This is a genomic window from Flavobacterium sp. PL002 (assembly GCF_054165825.1).
This window is the reverse complement of the sequence record NZ_CM135110.1, coordinates 2,924,859-2,942,577: the sequence shown is the minus strand read 5'-3', so window position 1 is coordinate 2,942,577 and position 17,719 is coordinate 2,924,859. Positions and strand designations below refer to the sequence as shown.

The following is a 17,719-nucleotide window of genomic DNA, read 5'->3' as shown; positions in this document are numbered from 1 at the left end:
TGAAGATATTATTCTATCATAAAACTTTCCTAAAAAAAGTATCTTATGTCTTTGTGACATGCATTGCTGGAATTTAATTCTTTAAATTTGCACTCCTCAAAATCTTAAAATTACCATTTACAATCACTATTGAAATGAATATAACAAGTCGTGTTAAAAAAAATATGCCGTTAATAAAACTGCAAAAATTAATAATTGTTTCTTTATTAATTGGTTTCCTTTCGGCTTTTTTAGGAATAACATTGAAAAAGCTAACGGAACATTACGAGGATATTTTTTTCAATCAAGCTAGTTTACATCCTGTTTTTATATTCGTTTTTCCTGTTTTTGGATTGTCTGTTATTTATTTTTTGAGACAATATTTGTTTAACAAAAAAGAAAACAAAGGAATCAATGAAGTTTTTGAAAGCACAAGATCCAAAACTAAAAACATACCTAAATCAAAAATTGCTTCCCATTTCATCAATGGATTATTGACTGTTGTTTTTGGAGGATCTACAGGAATTGAGGTTTCTACCGTTGTAGCTACTGCAACTATTGGTTCTGTTGCACAGCAAAAAAAAAATGTTTTTAGAGAATACAAAACTGAATTGATTTGTGCTGGAATTGCTGCTGGCATAACAGCATTGTTTAATAGTCCTATTGCTGGACTTTTTTTTGTGCTTGAAGTGATTTCTAGAAAAGTAACCCGTGCTTACCTAATTAGTAATTTAATTGCCGTCATAGTAGCTTTTGGGTTGGTTTATTTAATTGATGAAGAACCGCTATTTGCAGTACACATTACGACTTGGTATATTAGAGCTATTCCGTATTTTATTTTGTTAGGGATTATAGCAGGGATTAACTCTGTTTACATGACACGTTGTGTATTGTTTTTTAAAAATAATCTAAAGTTAATAAAAAGTCATTATTACAAAATTTTAATAGGCTCCGTTATATTAAGTACTTCCTTATTTTTCTTTCCTCAATTATATGGAGAAGGATATCATGCCCTCAAAATGATTTTTACAAATCCAAATGAAGCAAAAATATCGGTTCATTTACTTTATACTTTTATCGGAATCATTGTTTTGAAACCTATTGTAACATCGGCGACTTTGTTTTCTGGTGGTGACGGCGGAGTTTTTGCGCCAAGCCTATTTATTGGAGCATTTTTGGGATTGTTTGTAGCATTAATTTTAAATACTTATTTTAATGCAAATGTAATTCCGGTAAACTTTATGGTTATTGGGATGGCAGCCGTTTTAAGTGCTAGTATCCACGCCCCTTTTACTGCGTTGTTTTTAATTTGTGGCTTAATCAATGATTACACTTTATTTTTCCCAATCTTACTCGTTTGCCTTATTTCAAAATATACTGCAAAGATGATCTATCCTTATTCTGTTTATTCTTACGCTGCTAGTGTAGCAAAATAATATTATATGGCTACAGAAAAAATTAAAAGAAGTTATCGTAAGGCCAAATACATACTTTATAAAGAAACATTAGTTGACTTTAGAGAGAAATTTTGGTCGTTTGTTGGTTCTTTCATTGGGATTGGGACACTTGCTTATTTGCAATCTCAAACACTTCCAGATGCTGATGTGCTCTTTCTAATTGGTTCTTTTGGCGCTTCCTCTGTTTTGATTTATGGTATTATCCAAAGTCCGTTAGCACAACCACGAAATTTGATTGGAGGTCATGTAATTTCTGCTATTGTTGGAGTTACTGTTGTTAAATTAGTACCCGATATTATGTGGTTAGCAGCAGCATTATCAGTATCTATTTCGATAATTTTAATGCAACTAACTAAAACATTACATCCACCGGGTGGTGCTACTGCGCTTATAGCGGTAACTGGATCCTCACACATTAAAAGCTTAGGGTATTGGTATGTAATTTCACCTGTACTTAGTGGCGTATTAATTTTATTGGTGGTTGCATTAGTTGTCAATAATATAACTTCTAAAAGAAGCTATCCTAGTAATAATCAATTTCATAAAAAATACCACAACTTTAGAAAAAGAATCATTCAAAAAAAATTGAAGCTGTAGAATAACCTTTTTTGTAAATCTTATTAACAAATCAAGATTCTTAAAATGAATATCTAAAATTAAATTTTACCTTTGACTTTTCAATAAAAACAAAGATTATGGTTTACAAATTCAGAGTAATTCTAGATGCAGAAGAAGATATATTTAGAGATATTGCAATACTTGCTGAAGATACTTTAGAAGATTTACACAACGCAATCTTCAACTCCTTTGGTTTTGATGGTATGGATGTCGCTTCTTTCTACACTTGTGATGAAACTTGGAATCAAGAAGATGAAATTTCGATGTTTGACACAGGTGATGTGTTGGGAGAGCAAAAAATCATGAGTGATTACGTTCTATCAGACTTGCTAGACGATGAAAACACTAAGATTATCTATGTATATGACTTTATCAATATGTGGACATTTCTTGTTGAACTTGCCGCTATTGAAGAGGAGGAAGCAGGTAATTTATACCCTGAAACATTATTCTCTCACGGAGAAATGCCAGACGAAGCGATGGAGAAAAACTTTGAAGCTGATAACGCCGATGATTATGCTAATGACTACGAAGACGGCCTAGATGAAGATGACCTAGACATGTTTGAAGGAGACGATAGCTTTGAAGATTACGGATCTGAGGATCAGTGGAATTAGTTTCTTTTAAGCAGCAAAGCTTCATAGTTTCAAAGTAACAAAGGATTGCTAGTCAAAATAAAAAATATATGGGAACATTTAGAGATTTATTAATATGGCAAAAATCAATGGCACTCGTTACCGAAATTTATACGCTTTCAAACCATTTTCCAAAAGAAGAGATATATTCACTTACCTCACAAATAAGAAGAAGTGCGATATCAATTCCTAGCAACATTGCCGAGGGCTATGGAAGGAACGGAAATAAAGATTACTTGAAGTTTTTAAATATTGCTATTGCATCATTGTTTGAAATGCAAACGCAAATTGAAATTGCTTTTAATTTAAAATATATTAACCAAATACAATTTAACAAAATATACGAAGCTAGCAGAGAGGTAGAAAGAATGTTAAGTGCTTTTTCCAGAAAAATAAAAACTGATTAACAATTAGCTTATTCTTTTACAAAAACCTTTGAAACTTTGATTCTCTGAAACTTTGAAACTTATATCCAATGATCAACTTATTTAACACGCACATCGAGACGCTTTCTATTCACAGAGTAGGAAACAAAAGTCGTAATGAAGCTATTTTTTTATCAGAGCAACCGTTTACTCTAAATGACGAAATTGTTCCTCTAATGAAAGAATTTTTCTTAAAACCTTTTAGAGAAAAAGAAGAAAACTATTTTCAGTTTGCGCACGAAGTAGATTTAGACTACAACGATATGTATAAATTTGCTACTGAAATTTTTGAAAATCCGTCAAACTTACACGAGACTTCTAAAAAAATTACCAAACATTTATTTGAGCAATCAAATCACCCACACATAAAAAATGGTGAAGTATATGTTACGTATTTAACTAATGTAAATATTGACAATAATCCTGTTGATGCTATTGGAATTTTTAAAAGTGAACTACAAGCTGATTTTTTACAGTTTGAAGAAAAAGGAACACATCTTGAAATGATTTTGCAACAAGGTGTAAACCTGAGTAAATTAGATAAAGGTTGCATCATTTTTAACCATAAAAAAGAAGAAGGATATAAAATTTTAACCGTAGATAGTAACCGTTATGACGCGCGTTATTGGTTAGAACATTTCTTATCTGTAGATGCTTTTGAAGATGAAAATTTCATTACTAAAAAATACTTGAAATTTTGTCAAGGCTTTGCAAAAGACGTAGTTTTTCCTGCAGAAGATAAAAAAGAAGAGGTAATGTTCATGAACCGTTCTGTAAATTACTTTGCAAAAAACGATCAGTTTGAAGAAACCAACTTTTTAAACGAAGTATTAGACAATCCTGATTTGATTCCGGAATTTAAAAATTACAAAGTTGATAAAGGAGAAAAATACAGCATTGAAGATGTAACGTCTTTCCCCATTGCTAATGCAGCAGTATCTGATGCACGTAAATCAATTAAAAACGTTATCAATTTAGATACTAATATCCAGATAAAAATGGACTTTATTAATCCTGAAAGTGCAGAAAAATATGTAGAAAAAGGATGGGACGAAGAGAAACAAATGTACTACTACCTTGTTTACTTCAATAAAGAACAAAAATCATAATTACTCCTTATAGTGTGTAATAATTTTAAAGTTCCTCATTTACTATATGTAATTGAGGAACTTTTTTTTCATTTTAAAATTAATCCAGCTTTATACCCTTCAGCCGTCCGTAAATTAGTAATTTTGTAACTTAATATTGTTGCCACATGAACTATAATTTATACACTGAAAGCCCATTTATTACTCAAATTTCTTTTCATCGATTAATTGAATCTATGGAGGAAATCGCTTTAACAGCTATTGATTATCGTGCTAATTATGCAAAAGCCTTACTTAAAGAAATTGCGCCTCTACCACAGTTAAAATCAGGTGTTACTGACTTATCATTTATTAAAGAAAATGAGGTACTTGTCAAAAATTTACTTGTTGACTTATTTCCCACTGCTTTAACGAACAACGAAATAAAAGCAGTTACCATTCCTTTTCAAAATTTAATGTTCAATTACTCGGAGCGTTTTAAAAAAATTATTAAAAATGCAGGTGGTGCTTTTGACATGACTATTCGGGATTTTGACGCAGATCAATATTACATCATGAGCTGTATATTGATATTAAATGTATACTACAAACAACGTTTTGAAGTAACTAAACCTCTATTTTATGATATTCCTGACGAAAACGGAATTTCGAAACATTATAGAATTTTATACAACGCTGATTTTATCGAAGTGATCCCTACTAAAAATGCTATTGCGTTAACAACTGAAGACATCGACTTGTTAATGGATAACTATAGTAATATCTCCTTATGGAAAGAAAAATTCCCTATTGAGAGTTGGATCCTTAAAGGTTTTGGTATTGTAACTTTATTTGATGCTACCATCGAAAGTGCCATTTCTAACTTAAAAAGTAACCTGCTTAAAAATGAGGAAAATCAGCATGATAGTAATCCAAAATTTGAAAAAATATTTCGATCAATATTTAAAATAGCCGATTTACAAGTAGGTGTTATTCTATACAATGAGGAAGAAAATAAGTTCTCAAAACCTCCTTATAGTAATAATGAAATTGGCAGCTTTATCCTTTTAGAAAAAGAAGACATTGATTGTGAAAAAGCATTATTGAGTTGCTCTATTGATACTATTTTAAATCAAAAAAAACCTTTTGCAATCTCTAATGTTAAACGATTTGCTGAAATACCAGGAAACGAAAAATTAGGACGCCATTTATTAAAACAAAATATTCAAAGCTGCATACTTGCACCTGTTGTAAAAGACGATAAATTATTAGGGATAATAGAATTGGTTTCCTCTAGTGCGCGAAGTTTAAACACGGTCAATGCTACAAATTTAGACTTAGTACTTCCTTATGTAGTGGACACATTGGAGCGCTATAATAGGGATATTGAAAACCAAATTGAAGCGGTAATTCAGCGTGAATACACTGCCATACATTCTAGCGTGTATTGGAAATTCAAAAAAGAAGTCCAAAAATACTTAAAATCTAACAATAAGAATAAAGACTACATTTTTAAGGAAATTGTATTTAAAGAAGTATATCCTTTATATGGACAAATTGATATTAAAGGCTCCTCTGAACATCGTAATGAAACGGTAAAAGACGATTTGAAAAACCAATTGGAAGCCTTAATCACTATTGTAGACAATTTAACTGCACAAAGTGATTTACCGTTATTAGAGCAACGCAAGTTTGAAATGCAAAGCTATTTTAATGATTTAAAACAAGAGTTAAAAGCAGATACTGAACAGCAAATTCAAGCTTATATTTTAAAGGAAATTCATCCTATATTAACCAAATCAAAAATTAATGAGGAGAATCAAAAACGTATTGCAAATTATTTTGCCGAATTAGATTCAAAGACGGCGCTATTTTATCATTCGAGAAAAAACTTTGACAATGCCATGTCTATTATTAATAAAAAAATGGCATCAATTCTTGACAAAGAACAAATCCAAGCACAAAAAATTTTCCCACATTATTTTGAGCGATTTAAAACGGATGGTGTAGAGCACAACTTATATATTGGCGCAAGCATTGCTCCTATGCAAAAATTTGACTTGATGTATTTGAGTAATTTAAGATTATGGCAATTACAAACTTTGTGTAAAATGGAATTAGAGCACCACCGCCTTAAATCGGTTTTGCCATATGAATTAGACGTAACCTCTTTAATTTTGGTTTTTAGTTCCCCAATATCTGTTCGTTTTCGAATGGATGAAAAACGTTTTGACGTTGACGGAACCTACAATGCGCGTTACGAAGTAGTAAAAAAACGCATTGACAAAGCCAATATAAAAGGCACTCAGGAAAGAATCACGCAAAAAGAGAAAATCACCATCGTATATTCTCACGATTATGAAGAAAAAGAATATCTAAAATACATTAAGTTTTTACAATTCAAAAAAATCCTTGAACCTACAATTGAACAATTTGATGTACAAGAGTTACAAGGGGTTTCTGGTTTAAAAGCACTCCGAATTAAAGTATGTAACTCAGATATGCCCGATGATAAATACAGCTACCAAGAGTTATTAGAAGAGTTAAATTAAACATGTATAGAATTGAAAGCGATTACAAAAGCAAGCACTGAAACAATAATCCCGATCATGAATATATTATAGGTAATTCTTAAAAGGTTGTATTTTTTTTCTAAAACAAGTCCCAAATAATACAAATCTTTAATCATTGAGTTGTATAAATAACTGTCGTCTTTCATCATCTCGTTTACCGCCCACTCATACTCATCTAAAGGCATTTTATAAAAATTCCCGAAGAAAAGCAAATTCACTTTTTTATCCTCAATATCTTGTCGCGTAAAAGTTCCGCTAGTTACTTTTGGACGAGTCGAAAGTATTGCAAAAATAATTGAAACTACACTAAACATCAACATAATAAATGTAGGAATGATCAAATAACCATTGCGAACATTATCTAGTTTAGGAATGATAGACGACAATGCAATTGATATAATAATGGCGTTAACTGATAATAATATATTGGCTTTACTATCTGCAATTCCGCTTAAACGAGTGTGATTGCTTAATGTAATTCTGAATAAAGTATCTACTCCTCTACTCGTTTTTCCATTTGTGGGTTTCTTTTTTTTCTTTTTCTTCTTTTTCTTCTTTTTTTCAGTAGTAACAGCACTTTCAAGCTTTTTATTTTCGATATTATTTATATTCTCTTCTATCAATTTTATATTTTTTAATTTAATGGGTTGCCAGTTTTCAAGGGCATATTGTGTGTAATATACATGAAAATTAGAAATTATTTTAAGATTCTCTTGTGCCCATTCTAGGTTCGTGTAAAATTTATGACTCGTAAGCTCCCATTCCTTTCTTAAATTCTCACAAATAGACAGATAATCTTCTCTTCCAAAGTGAGAATAATCAGCATCTCTAATGATTTTTTCGAAAATAGTAACAGGTGCATAATTATACGTTGTTGCTTTAATAACTTTAGCAACAGCTGTAATAAAAGCTTCGTCTTTACCCTTATCCTTTAAAAAATCTTTTGCAATAGCAATACTCGCATCTTCATGATTATCACAACCTTTAGTATAACCTGTATCATGAAACCATGCTGCTACTATCATCATTTCTGTCTCTAAAGGTGTTAGATTTTCTCTGTCAGATAGGATGGTAACCGCCGAAACCACATCAAAAGTGTGGTCTAAATTGTGGTAAATAAATGAAATAGAAAGTTTATCTTTGAATAATTTACGGACAAAATCTTCGGCTTGCGCTATAAGGGTCATAAATAATTTTTTATACCACTAAATTATGAAAATGTTTTCGGATAATCGATTTATCAAAAATAAAATATTTCTTTACTTACCAATAGTACTCTTTTTGCTACAATCTTGTGCTACTAAAAAGGCGCAATATGGTAGTAAAGTAGAAACTCCTGTTCCTCAAAACGAAGCTGACACTGCAAAAGTTACGCATACTTTTTTTTTAGTTGGTGACGCTGGAAATGCTGATGAAACTGAACCTCAAAAAATGTTGCAATTGCTTCAGGAACAACTTGTGGTTGCTAATAAAAACAGCACTTTATTATTTCTAGGAGACAATATATACCCTAAAGGATTACCAAGTAAGAAAGACGATGCCAACTATAAAATTGCCGAAGACAAATTATTAGCTCAATTAGCACTTACTAAACAATTTAAAGGAAAAACCGTATTTATTCCTGGAAACCACGATTGGTACAGCGGAATTAAAGCGCTTGAAAAACAAGGCGAATTCATTACTGACTATTTAAATGACAAACACGCTTTTTCACCCCAAAAAACTTGTGCAATAGATGATATAGAAATTAACGATTTAACCACTCTAATTACGATTGATAGTCAATGGTTTTTAGAAGACTGGAATAAATCACCTACAATAAATGATAATTGTGATATTAAAACTCGTGAAGATTTCTTTGCTGAATTAGAAAGTTTACTAAGCAAGAATAAAGACAAAACGGTAATTTTAGCACTTCACCATCCATTATTGAGTAATGGTACGCATGGTGGACAGTTTTCCTTAAAAAAACAACTTTTTCCGCTGGAACAAAAAATTCCGTTGCCTGTAATTGGTTCTGTTATTAATTTTTTAAGAAAAACGTCAGGTATCAGTCCGCAAGACATTCAAAACAAAAAATATAGCGAATTATCAAACCGTATTCAAACCTATGTAAAAGGTTTCACTAATGTAATTGTAGTTTCTGGACACGATCATAATTTACAATATATTGACCATGAAAACATCAAGCAAATCATCAGTGGTGCTGGTTCTAAGTCCGAAGCTGCAAAGGCGGTTTACCCAAATGATTTTTCATACGGAAAAAATGGTTTTGCAACACTATCCCTTTATGATACAGGAAAAGCAATGGTTTCTTTTTACGGAAGAGAAAATGACAAACTCAATTTATTGTTTAAGAAAACCATTTTATTCCCAAAAACAAAAGTAACATTAGATTATCCTACCACTTTTCCAGATACAATAAAAGCATCGGTTTACACTCCAGATATGATCGATAAAAGTAGTGTTCACAATTTTTTATTTGGAAAACATTACAGAGAGTATTTTGGAAAACAAATAGCTGTAAAAACAATAACTCTTGATCAACTTTATGCCGGTGTAACTCCTACAATTGCTGGTGGTGGTCATCAATCTAAATCTTTGCGTCTTGAAGATGCAAACGGAAAGGAATATGTAATGCGTGCAGTAAAGAAAAGCGTTTCTCGTTTTTTACAAAATGTAGCCTTTAAAGACCAATACGTTGAGGAAAGTTTTCAAAATACTATTGCCGAAGATTTTCTTTATGATTTTTACACTACTTCCCACCCTTACGCACCACTATCAGTTGGCAATTTGGCTGAAAAAATTGGCGTAGCACACACTAATCCATTGCTTTATTATATTCCAAAACAAAACCAACTAAAAGATTTTAATGAAAATTTTGGTGATGAATTGTATTTAGTTGAAGAGCGTCCGTCTAAAGAACAAAAAAACCTAGCAGGCTTTGGCGATACTCCAATAGATATTATAAGTACCGATGATGTTTTAGAAAATTTACGGAAAGATGAAAAATATGCTGTCGATCAAGATGAGTATATAAAAGCGCGTTTATTTGACATGCTTATAGGCGATTGGGACAGGCATTACGATCAATGGCGCTGGGGCGAATATAAAGTGGGCGATAAAGTGATTTACAAGCCTATTCCTAGAGATCGCGATCAAGCATTCTCTAAATATGATGGGACACTGCTTTCTATTTTAATGAATATCCCGGCTTTAAGGCACATGCAATCATTTAAAAAAGATATTAAAAATGTAAAATGGTTTAATCGCGAGGCTTACACGCTTGATTTAGCATTTCTAAAAACTGCTGCTGAAAAAGACTGGCTGGCACAAGCTAAATACATTCAAGATAACCTATCAGATGATGATATCGCACATGCATTTGATAATTTACCTACTGAAGTCAAAGACCACACCATTGAAGAGATTAAGGCAAATATTAAATCCCGAAGAACAAAATTAACACAATATGCAGCAAGATATTACCATGTTTTACAAAAAACGGTTTTATTAGTTGGTACCAATAAAAAAGATCGTTTTGTTATTGATCGTACTGCAAAAAAAGAGATTGTAGTAACTGTATCAAGATTAAAAAAAGAGGGCGAACAATTTATGTATAAAAAGACTTTTACTCACAAGTCTACTAAAAACATTTGGGTTTACGGGCTTGATGATGATGATGAATTTGTTGTAAAAGGAACTCGCAATAACGGAATTAACATTCGGTTAATTGGAGGGCAAAACAATGATATTTATACCATAGAGAAAGGTAAAAATATTGAAATTATTGATTTTAAATCAAAAGACAACACTTACGCGATCGACTCTAAAACGAAGAAATCTTTGACTGATGATTATGAAACTATTCTTTATGATTATCGAAAACCAAAATACAACTTCTTCTCTGGGCTACCTATCTTAGGTTTTAATCCTGATGACGGAGTAAAAATTGGAATCATAGCAAACTATACTGTTAATAGGTTCAAGCAAAATCCGTATACACGCAAACACCTACTTAAGGCCAATTATTATTTTGCTACGGGTGGTTTTGAATTATTGTATAATTTAAGTGTACCAAAGTTAATTGGTGATTTTGATTTTAATTTAGATACCCAATTTACGAGTCCCAATTTTGCTATTAACTATTTTGGTTACGGTAATAATACTATTAATAATGATGAAGAAGATGGCAAAGACTTCAATCGTGTTCGCATTCGTATTTTAAAAGCTGCTCCACAACTTACCCGAATTGGTAAAAACGGGAGTATCATTAAATTTAAAACTGAAATTGAAAACATTGATGTAGAACGTATAAATGACCGTTTCATTAGATTGTCAAATAGTATCAATCCCGCTGTTTTTGATAATCAGTTATTTGCTGGAGCGTGTATAAAATATAGTTTTGATAATAATGACAACACTGCCTTCCCTACAATAGGAATGGGCTTTTCTATAACGGGTAGCTGGAAAATCAATCTAGAAGACACAAAAAGAAATTTCCCAACAATTGAATCTAAATTGAATTTTAATCATAAAATTGATGCTAACGGTAAATTAGTTTTAGCCACTTTATTAAAAGGAAAAGCAATTTTAAACAATAATTTTGAGTTCTATCAAGCAGCTGCTTTGGGTGGCGATTATGACTTAAGAGGTTTTAGAAACGAACGTTTTATAGGAAACCAATCGTTCTTTCAAAGTAGTGACATTAGATGGAATATAGGCCAAATAAAAAGAAACATCATTCCGATGACTTACGGTATTCTTGGAGGTTTTGATTATGGAAGAGTGTGGCTTAATGGTGAAAACTCATCCAAATGGCATCAATCAGTTGGTGGCGGATTATGGCTTAATGGCTTAGATATCTTAACGGCAAGGATAACTTATTTTAAAAGTGCTGATGATCAAGGTCGTTTAACTTTTGGATTAGGGCTTGGTTTCTAATTTAATTTTATCCAAATTTAATTTATAAACATTACCGCCTGTTTTTTTTACTTTTTCATCAGCAATGAATATTGTATTAGCGTCTTTAAAAGCAATACTTTCTTTTTGAGAGTAATGCTTTAAGTCGCCCATTTTAAGATCTCCAGATAAAAAATTATCTGATTTAAAATCTTTAAAAATCCAAATTTTACTGTGACTTAAAAGAATAACTTTTGAATTATCAGGACTAATTGTTGCACTAGTAATTGCTGCATCATCGTAGTTTTTACCCAGTTTTATGCTTCCTAATAATTCTGCTTTATGATGCCCTGCTTTATTGGGAATCTTATACAATGAAGTCATCCCTTTAAAATCTTTACTTCTGTCTTTGGTAAACAAATAGAAATAATTATTAAGTTCAAAAAAACCTTCTACATCATAAAACAACTCCTTCTTTTTAGGTGGAAAATCCTTTTGTTCAGGATAATAAAAAGTAACTTTATAGTCTGGTGTAGCCTCTTTGGCGTTAAGCATCTTTTTATTTATCTTGTAAATACACAGGTTTTTTCTATCATTATGATTGTTTCCAAAATCACCAATATATAAATTACCTTGTTTGTCTTTAGCAATATCTTCCCAATCAACATTAGCAGTATTAGCAATTGTAATTTCGTTCACAATCGCTCCATCGCTATTTAGGCTGTAAATTTTATTATCGTTTCCGCTATCTTCAAGTGTCCATAATAAGTCAGTTTCTGGCAAGTAAACTACTCCCGAAACTTCTTTCAAGTTATTTGGCAGAGAAAAAAAGGGTTTTAATTTACCTAAATCTTGCTGACAAGAAAGAACTAATAAAGTGAGTGAGTATATCGAAAAGTAATTTTTCATGCGTAATAATATCTTATTTGTAATTCGTTTAATTGATTAAAAACCCGGTTTAAATAAATTAGCATTTTTATAGTTTCGTGTTACAAATCTAAAAGCGGCACTTAAAACATTACCCATACGTTTAGCATTCTTAAAATTCACATCATTCGTATAGCGATACAAGTCCATTTTAAGTTGTGTTATATGCTCTTCTGGAGCAATATTATCTTGTCCCATAATTTTTAAAATACGCTTAATACGTGTTTCTGCAGATAAAATTCTTTTGGCTAATACGGCGCGCTCTTCATTTTTATATTGTTCTATTGAGCTCTCTTGCAATTTCTCTTTTACTAAGCGTACCATAGGGTAGTTTTCTTTAAAAAACTGTGGTCGGTACACTTTAAAATTCCCTTCATAACATTGTTGATCAAAATCAATTGGTCGTATTTTATATACAACTTGATCAAAATCGTGAATAGGAACAATAACATAATTATATGCCCTCATGTCTCCTAAGAGTCTAATCATGCAACGTTCATTGAATTTCACAAACTCTTTAGCTATTTGTGCTTTTTCAGTTTCGGTACAGTTTTTTAGTAAAGTATCCATAAAAACATCACCTGGAATACCTATAATATGCTCTTCAATCAATGTGTCTTCATAAACCAAAAAATTGATTTTATCAGGTGATAAAATATGCTCTAGTTCTAAACCATAAATACGCGAAGCATCAGCTTTTTTTACATAAAAATGCGTGTAGTTATCATTTAAAATATTTCGAACTTTTATTCGAAAAGGTTTTGAATTCCCAAAAGTGCAATAATCAATTGAATCTACATTTAAGAACTTTATAATATCAAGGTTTCCATCAGAATGTAGTAGCGAATAGATTTTTTTTAGATTCAAATCAATTTCATTCCTTTCAAATTCATTATAGAAAACCCTTGCCCACAAGGTATCATTATCCTGTTTATCATAAACATTGATAGAGCCTGAAAAACGCAATAAATCATCATAACATATCTCAACTTTAGATATACGGTCAAAACGTCCTAAATATTCAAATAACGACTTGTTAATTGGATAGGACGGTTTTTTAAATTGTATGAAGGTATCTTCCATGTATTACTTGTGTTTTGTACAAATTTACATTAAATTAAAGCTTAAAATAAATATTGAAAATTATTAAAACGCATTTGTATTCAAAAAAACACGTTTTCCTACAATTTAATAAATTTGAAACGATAATCAAAGATAATTGTACTTTATTAACGCTTTATAGCAATTGTTTAACAGCAGATAGTGGCATTAAAAAAGGTTCACTTTACTTAAAAAGTGAACCTTTATATTTTAATAAACTACTTTAAATAGTACAAAATATTTTTCTAAAATAATATTGCTTGTCCATCTTCATCAAGCTGAACATCAGGATTATCATCATCGCCAGTATTATTTCTAACTGGAACAATTTCCTCCGGAACCTCATAAGGCAATGGATCCAGCATATTAACTTGTTTCAACTTATCAGTTGTCAACTGATTTCCCAGAGCTTTAAAGCCTTTTACAGCAATAAAACCCTCGATATCAATTGTTACACTTTCTTTTTGGACTCCTTTAATTTTTGGAAAAACTAATTCTGCCACAGGACGATAGTCTGTTGATATAATTTCTAATTGTGAATTAGGGTGTTCTGTTATAAATATTTCTTCTTTGTTTTCTGTTTCTACTAAAAAACGTTTTAGATAATAACGCTCTTTCTCCCCATCATAATATATTGCCGAAATTGGTTTTTTAGGGATCCATTTTTCTAGCACAACCATATCTGTTTCAAAATGCGTTGTTAGTTCAGGGACAACAACTTTTAACTTACCTGATTGTTGTACTATTAGAATTTTATCACTCGGTCTAAACTCTCCTAATAAATCTCCTCTGCCGTCAACATTTAAGCGACGAACTGTATCATCATACCACACTTTTCTTGGTAATAATGTAGAGATTCCTTTTTCCTTGATCTCAATCTTTTTTATTGGATATTTACTCGCTAAATTCCCTTTAGAACCACGCCCTTTTATAGCTAGTTTAGCAAAATCAATATCGAATTTCAGTTTTTTAATACTACCTACTTGTCTTAGTATTATTGTTATTACCTCAGCTTCACCATTTGGATTAGAAGTAAAATACAATATTTGAGACCCTTTAGTACCATTAGTTAAATCATATAATTTATCGCGGGTAACTCCAGAGACATTGAAACGTTTTATGTAAGACGGACCTGATTTTCCGTCACGATAAATCACATTATTAATCGTACGCTTATCACTCTTATCAAAAATAGCAATATGGATAATATCTTTCCCTACAAAAGTTTTTGCATCAACTTTAGTAATCATCATATTCCCATCACGTAAAAAAACAATAACATCATCAATATCAGAACAATCAGTTACATATTCGTCCTTTTTAAGACTAGTACCTACAAACCCTTCTTCTCTATTAACGTATAATTTTGTATTTCGCAGCACTACTTTTGTAGCTTCAATATCATCAAAAACACGTAGCTCAGTTTGACGCTCACGCCCTTTACCGTATTTCTCTTTTAATTTTACAAAATAAGCAATTGCAAAATCAATTAAATGCTCTAAATCGTGTTTTACTTGTTCAATACTTCCTTCGAGTGCTTCAATTTTGTCTTGCGCTTTATTACTATCAAACTTAGAAATACGCATGATTCTAATATCTAATAACCTCAGAATATCTTCCTCAGTAATAGCACGTTTTAAATGTTTAATATGTGGTTTTAATCCATCATCAACTGCCTGAATAACATCCTCTCTCGTAGTTTTTTCTTCAATATCGCGGTAGATTTTATTTTCGATAAAAATTCGTTCCAAAGAAAGAAAATGCCATTGCTCTTCTAGTTCGCTCAATTGAATCTCGAGTTCGCTTTTAAGCAATTGAACAGTACGCGCTGTCGAAATTTTCAACATATGAGAAACCCCAACAAACAGCGGTTTATTATCTTCAATAACACAACCTAATGGCGCTACAGAAGTCTCACAAGCCGTGAAAGCAAATAAAGCATCAATCGTTTTATCTGGTGAAACACCTGGATACAAATGGATCAATATCTCCACATTTGCTGCCGTGTTATCCTCTATTTTTTTGATTTTTATTTTCCCTTTATCATTCGCTTTCAAAATACTATCAATTAAAGTTGTAGTATTTGTCGAAAACGGAATCTGGGTAATCACTAATGTATTTTTATCGAGCTGCGCAATTTTTGCACGCACACGCACACGACCGCCACGCATTCCATCATTGTAATTAGACACATCGGCAATTCCTTGTGTCATGAAATCCGGATAAATTGTAAAGGGTTTTCCTTTTAATATTTTTACCGAAGCATCAATCAATTCATTAAAATTGTGAGGCAATACTTTGGTCGAAAGACCTACTGCAATCCCTTCTGCACCCGAAGCCAATAATAATGGGAATTTTACCGGAAGATTATTCGGTTCTGCACGACGACCATCATAAGACATTCCCCAATCAGTAATTTTTGGAGAATATAAAACCTCCAAGGCAAACTTGGACAAACGTGCTTCAATGTAACGTGAAGCTGCCGCAGAATCCCCCGTAAGGATATTCCCCCAGTTTCCTTGACAATCTATTAATAATTCTTTTTGACCTATTTGTACCATAGCGTCACCAATACTCGCATCCCCGTGTGGGTGATACTGCATGGTGTGCCCAACTACATTTGCCACTTTATTATAACGGCCATCATCCAACTCTTTTAGCGAGTGCATAATACGACGCTGCACTGGTTTAAAACCATCCTCAATTGCTGGAACAGCGCGCTCCAAAATAACATAAGAGGCATAGTCCAAAAACCAATCCTTGTACATCCCTGTAACCTTAGTTATAGTATCTGCACCATCGTCGTTATTATCGTAAAAATGTCCTCCGTCTGTCGATTTTTCTATTACCTCATCTGATTCTACTTCTTGATTTTCATCAATAGCATGATCTTCTGAATTAATATTGTCGTTCTCTGGATTTATATTTTCTTCTTCCTCGTCTTTCATATAGTGATTACGAAATTAATTTTATTAAATCTTCTTTACTAGGCAATACCGTTTTGTATTTACTAGCAAAGATTTGTTCGTTATTCTCTGGCAATGTATATTCAACCACTAAATCACTTTTGTTTTGACACAGTACAATTCCGATGGTTTTATTTTCGCCTTCCAAACGTTTTTCTCTATCATAATAGTTTACATACATTTGCATTTGTCCCAAGTCTTGGTGTTTCAATTCGCCAATTTTTAAGTCTATCAATACAAAACATCGCAATACACGATTATAGAAAACTAGGTCAATTCTAAAATGTTTATCGTCAAATGTTATCCGGTCTTGTCGCGCTACAAATGTAAAACCGTGCCCTAATTCCAGTAAAAAACTTTCTAACTTATTGATGATTTCTTCTTCCAAATCAGATTCTGAATATTGATGCAGTTCTGGCAATCCTAAAAACTCTAAGATATAAGGATCTTTAATCAAGTCTTTTGGCTTTTCGATTAGCTGTCCTTCTTCAGATAATTTCAAAACTCCTGCTTTATCTCTACTTAAAGCCAATCGAGTATACAAGGCCGAATCGTATTGCCGTTTTAGCTCTCGAACACTCCAATTGTATTTCTCAGATTCTATTTCGTAAAAACGTCTTTCTTCTTCATTATCAATACGCATTAAGAAAGTATAATGAGTCCAAGTTAATTTGAAATAAGACCGAAACAATTCAAAATAAGCATTATTGAATTCCGCAGTCACTGACTGCGGAATTTGATTATACAAAATCGTCGACAGTGATGACGAATTTGAATATGTTTTATAAAACTTTCTTATTTGTTCTAAATTCCTCATTGAAAACCCCTTCCCAAACTCTTTTGTTAAATCTGCAGAGAGTCCTTTTAAAATTTGCTTGCCATACTCCGCTCTTTCTTTTCCGTTCTGCTCTTCTTCAATAATCATTCTACCTATCTCAAAATAAGTAAAGGTCATCGTTGCGTTTACCGTACGTAAAACCTGTTGGCGTGCATTTTGCAAAAGCGCAACTACCTGAGAAAATAAAATTTTATTTTGAAGACTTTTTGACACTTGTATTTATTCCCAAAA

Annotated in this window: 12 protein-coding genes; 7 read left to right on the top strand and 5 right to left on the bottom strand. The window is 31.9% G+C overall.

Annotated features, from left to right (window positions below; genetic code table 11):
- The first annotated feature begins 164 nt into the window (after nucleotides 1–164).
- The 6 genes from ACVEGE_RS12805 to ACVEGE_RS12780 all read left to right on the top strand — a co-directional run bounded on the left by ACVEGE_RS12805 (nucleotide 165) and on the right by ACVEGE_RS12780 (nucleotide 6,733).
- Entirely contained in the window at nucleotides 165–1,415 is a 1,251-nt protein-coding gene (locus tag ACVEGE_RS12805) for a chloride channel protein (protein ID WP_370566932.1), read from the top strand.
- Between the two features lie 6 nt (nucleotides 1,416–1,421).
- The gene (locus ACVEGE_RS12800; protein WP_173855615.1) at nucleotides 1,422–2,033 is read left to right on the top strand and encodes an HPP family protein; all 612 of its coding nucleotides are present in this window, start codon (nucleotides 1,422–1,424) and stop codon (nucleotides 2,031–2,033) included.
- Nucleotides 2,034–2,131: 98 nt separating this feature from the next.
- Entirely contained in the window at nucleotides 2,132–2,671 is a 540-nt protein-coding gene (locus tag ACVEGE_RS12795; RefSeq protein ID WP_173853158.1) for an IS1096 element passenger TnpR family protein, read from the top strand.
- A gap of 68 nt (nucleotides 2,672–2,739) precedes the next feature.
- Nucleotides 2,740–3,096 (top strand): four helix bundle protein, encoded by a 357-nt coding sequence (locus ACVEGE_RS12790; RefSeq protein ID WP_173855614.1) that lies wholly within the window; start codon nucleotides 2,740–2,742, stop codon nucleotides 3,094–3,096.
- Nucleotides 3,097–3,164: 68 nt separating this feature from the next.
- Nucleotides 3,165–4,223, top strand: a complete 1,059-nt coding sequence (locus tag ACVEGE_RS12785; protein ID WP_173853160.1) for a nucleoid-associated protein — start codon at nucleotides 3,165–3,167, stop codon at nucleotides 4,221–4,223.
- Between the two features lie 146 nt (nucleotides 4,224–4,369).
- Nucleotides 4,370–6,733, top strand: coding sequence for a GAF domain-containing protein (locus tag ACVEGE_RS12780; RefSeq protein ID WP_192499832.1), 2,364 nt, complete (start codon nucleotides 4,370–4,372; stop codon nucleotides 6,731–6,733).
- Here ACVEGE_RS12780 and ACVEGE_RS12775 read toward each other — a convergent pair.
- Entirely contained in the window at nucleotides 6,730–7,941 is a 1,212-nt protein-coding gene (locus ACVEGE_RS12775; RefSeq protein WP_192499833.1) for a Pycsar system effector family protein, read from the bottom strand. The two genes, ACVEGE_RS12780 and ACVEGE_RS12775, sit on opposite strands and share 4 nt — an antisense overlap.
- A 25-nt stretch (nucleotides 7,942–7,966) precedes the next feature.
- Here ACVEGE_RS12775 and ACVEGE_RS12770 point away from each other — a divergent pair, with 25 nt between their 5' ends.
- Nucleotides 7,967–11,698, top strand: coding sequence for a metallophosphoesterase (locus tag ACVEGE_RS12770; protein WP_192499834.1), 3,732 nt, complete (start codon nucleotides 7,967–7,969; stop codon nucleotides 11,696–11,698).
- Here ACVEGE_RS12770 and ACVEGE_RS12765 read toward each other — a convergent pair.
- The 4 genes from ACVEGE_RS12765 to ACVEGE_RS12750 form a co-directional block, all read right to left on the bottom strand.
- The gene (locus ACVEGE_RS12765) at nucleotides 11,681–12,565 is read right to left on the bottom strand and encodes an NHL repeat-containing protein (protein ID WP_192499835.1); all 885 of its coding nucleotides are present in this window, start codon (nucleotides 12,563–12,565) and stop codon (nucleotides 11,681–11,683) included. The two genes, ACVEGE_RS12770 and ACVEGE_RS12765, sit on opposite strands and share 18 nt — an antisense overlap.
- Before the next feature lie 36 nt (nucleotides 12,566–12,601).
- Nucleotides 12,602–13,666: a hypothetical protein gene (locus ACVEGE_RS12760; protein ID WP_173853165.1), complete on the bottom strand. Its 1,065-nt coding sequence runs from the start codon at nucleotides 13,664–13,666 to the stop codon at nucleotides 12,602–12,604.
- A gap of 263 nt (nucleotides 13,667–13,929) precedes the next feature.
- Nucleotides 13,930–16,632, bottom strand: a complete 2,703-nt coding sequence (locus ACVEGE_RS12755; protein WP_192499836.1) for a DNA gyrase/topoisomerase IV subunit A — start codon at nucleotides 16,630–16,632, stop codon at nucleotides 13,930–13,932.
- A gap of 7 nt (nucleotides 16,633–16,639) precedes the next feature.
- Nucleotides 16,640–17,701: a PDDEXK nuclease domain-containing protein gene (locus ACVEGE_RS12750; protein ID WP_192499837.1), complete on the bottom strand. Its 1,062-nt coding sequence runs from the start codon at nucleotides 17,699–17,701 to the stop codon at nucleotides 16,640–16,642.
- Between the last annotated feature and the right edge of the window lie 18 nt (nucleotides 17,702–17,719).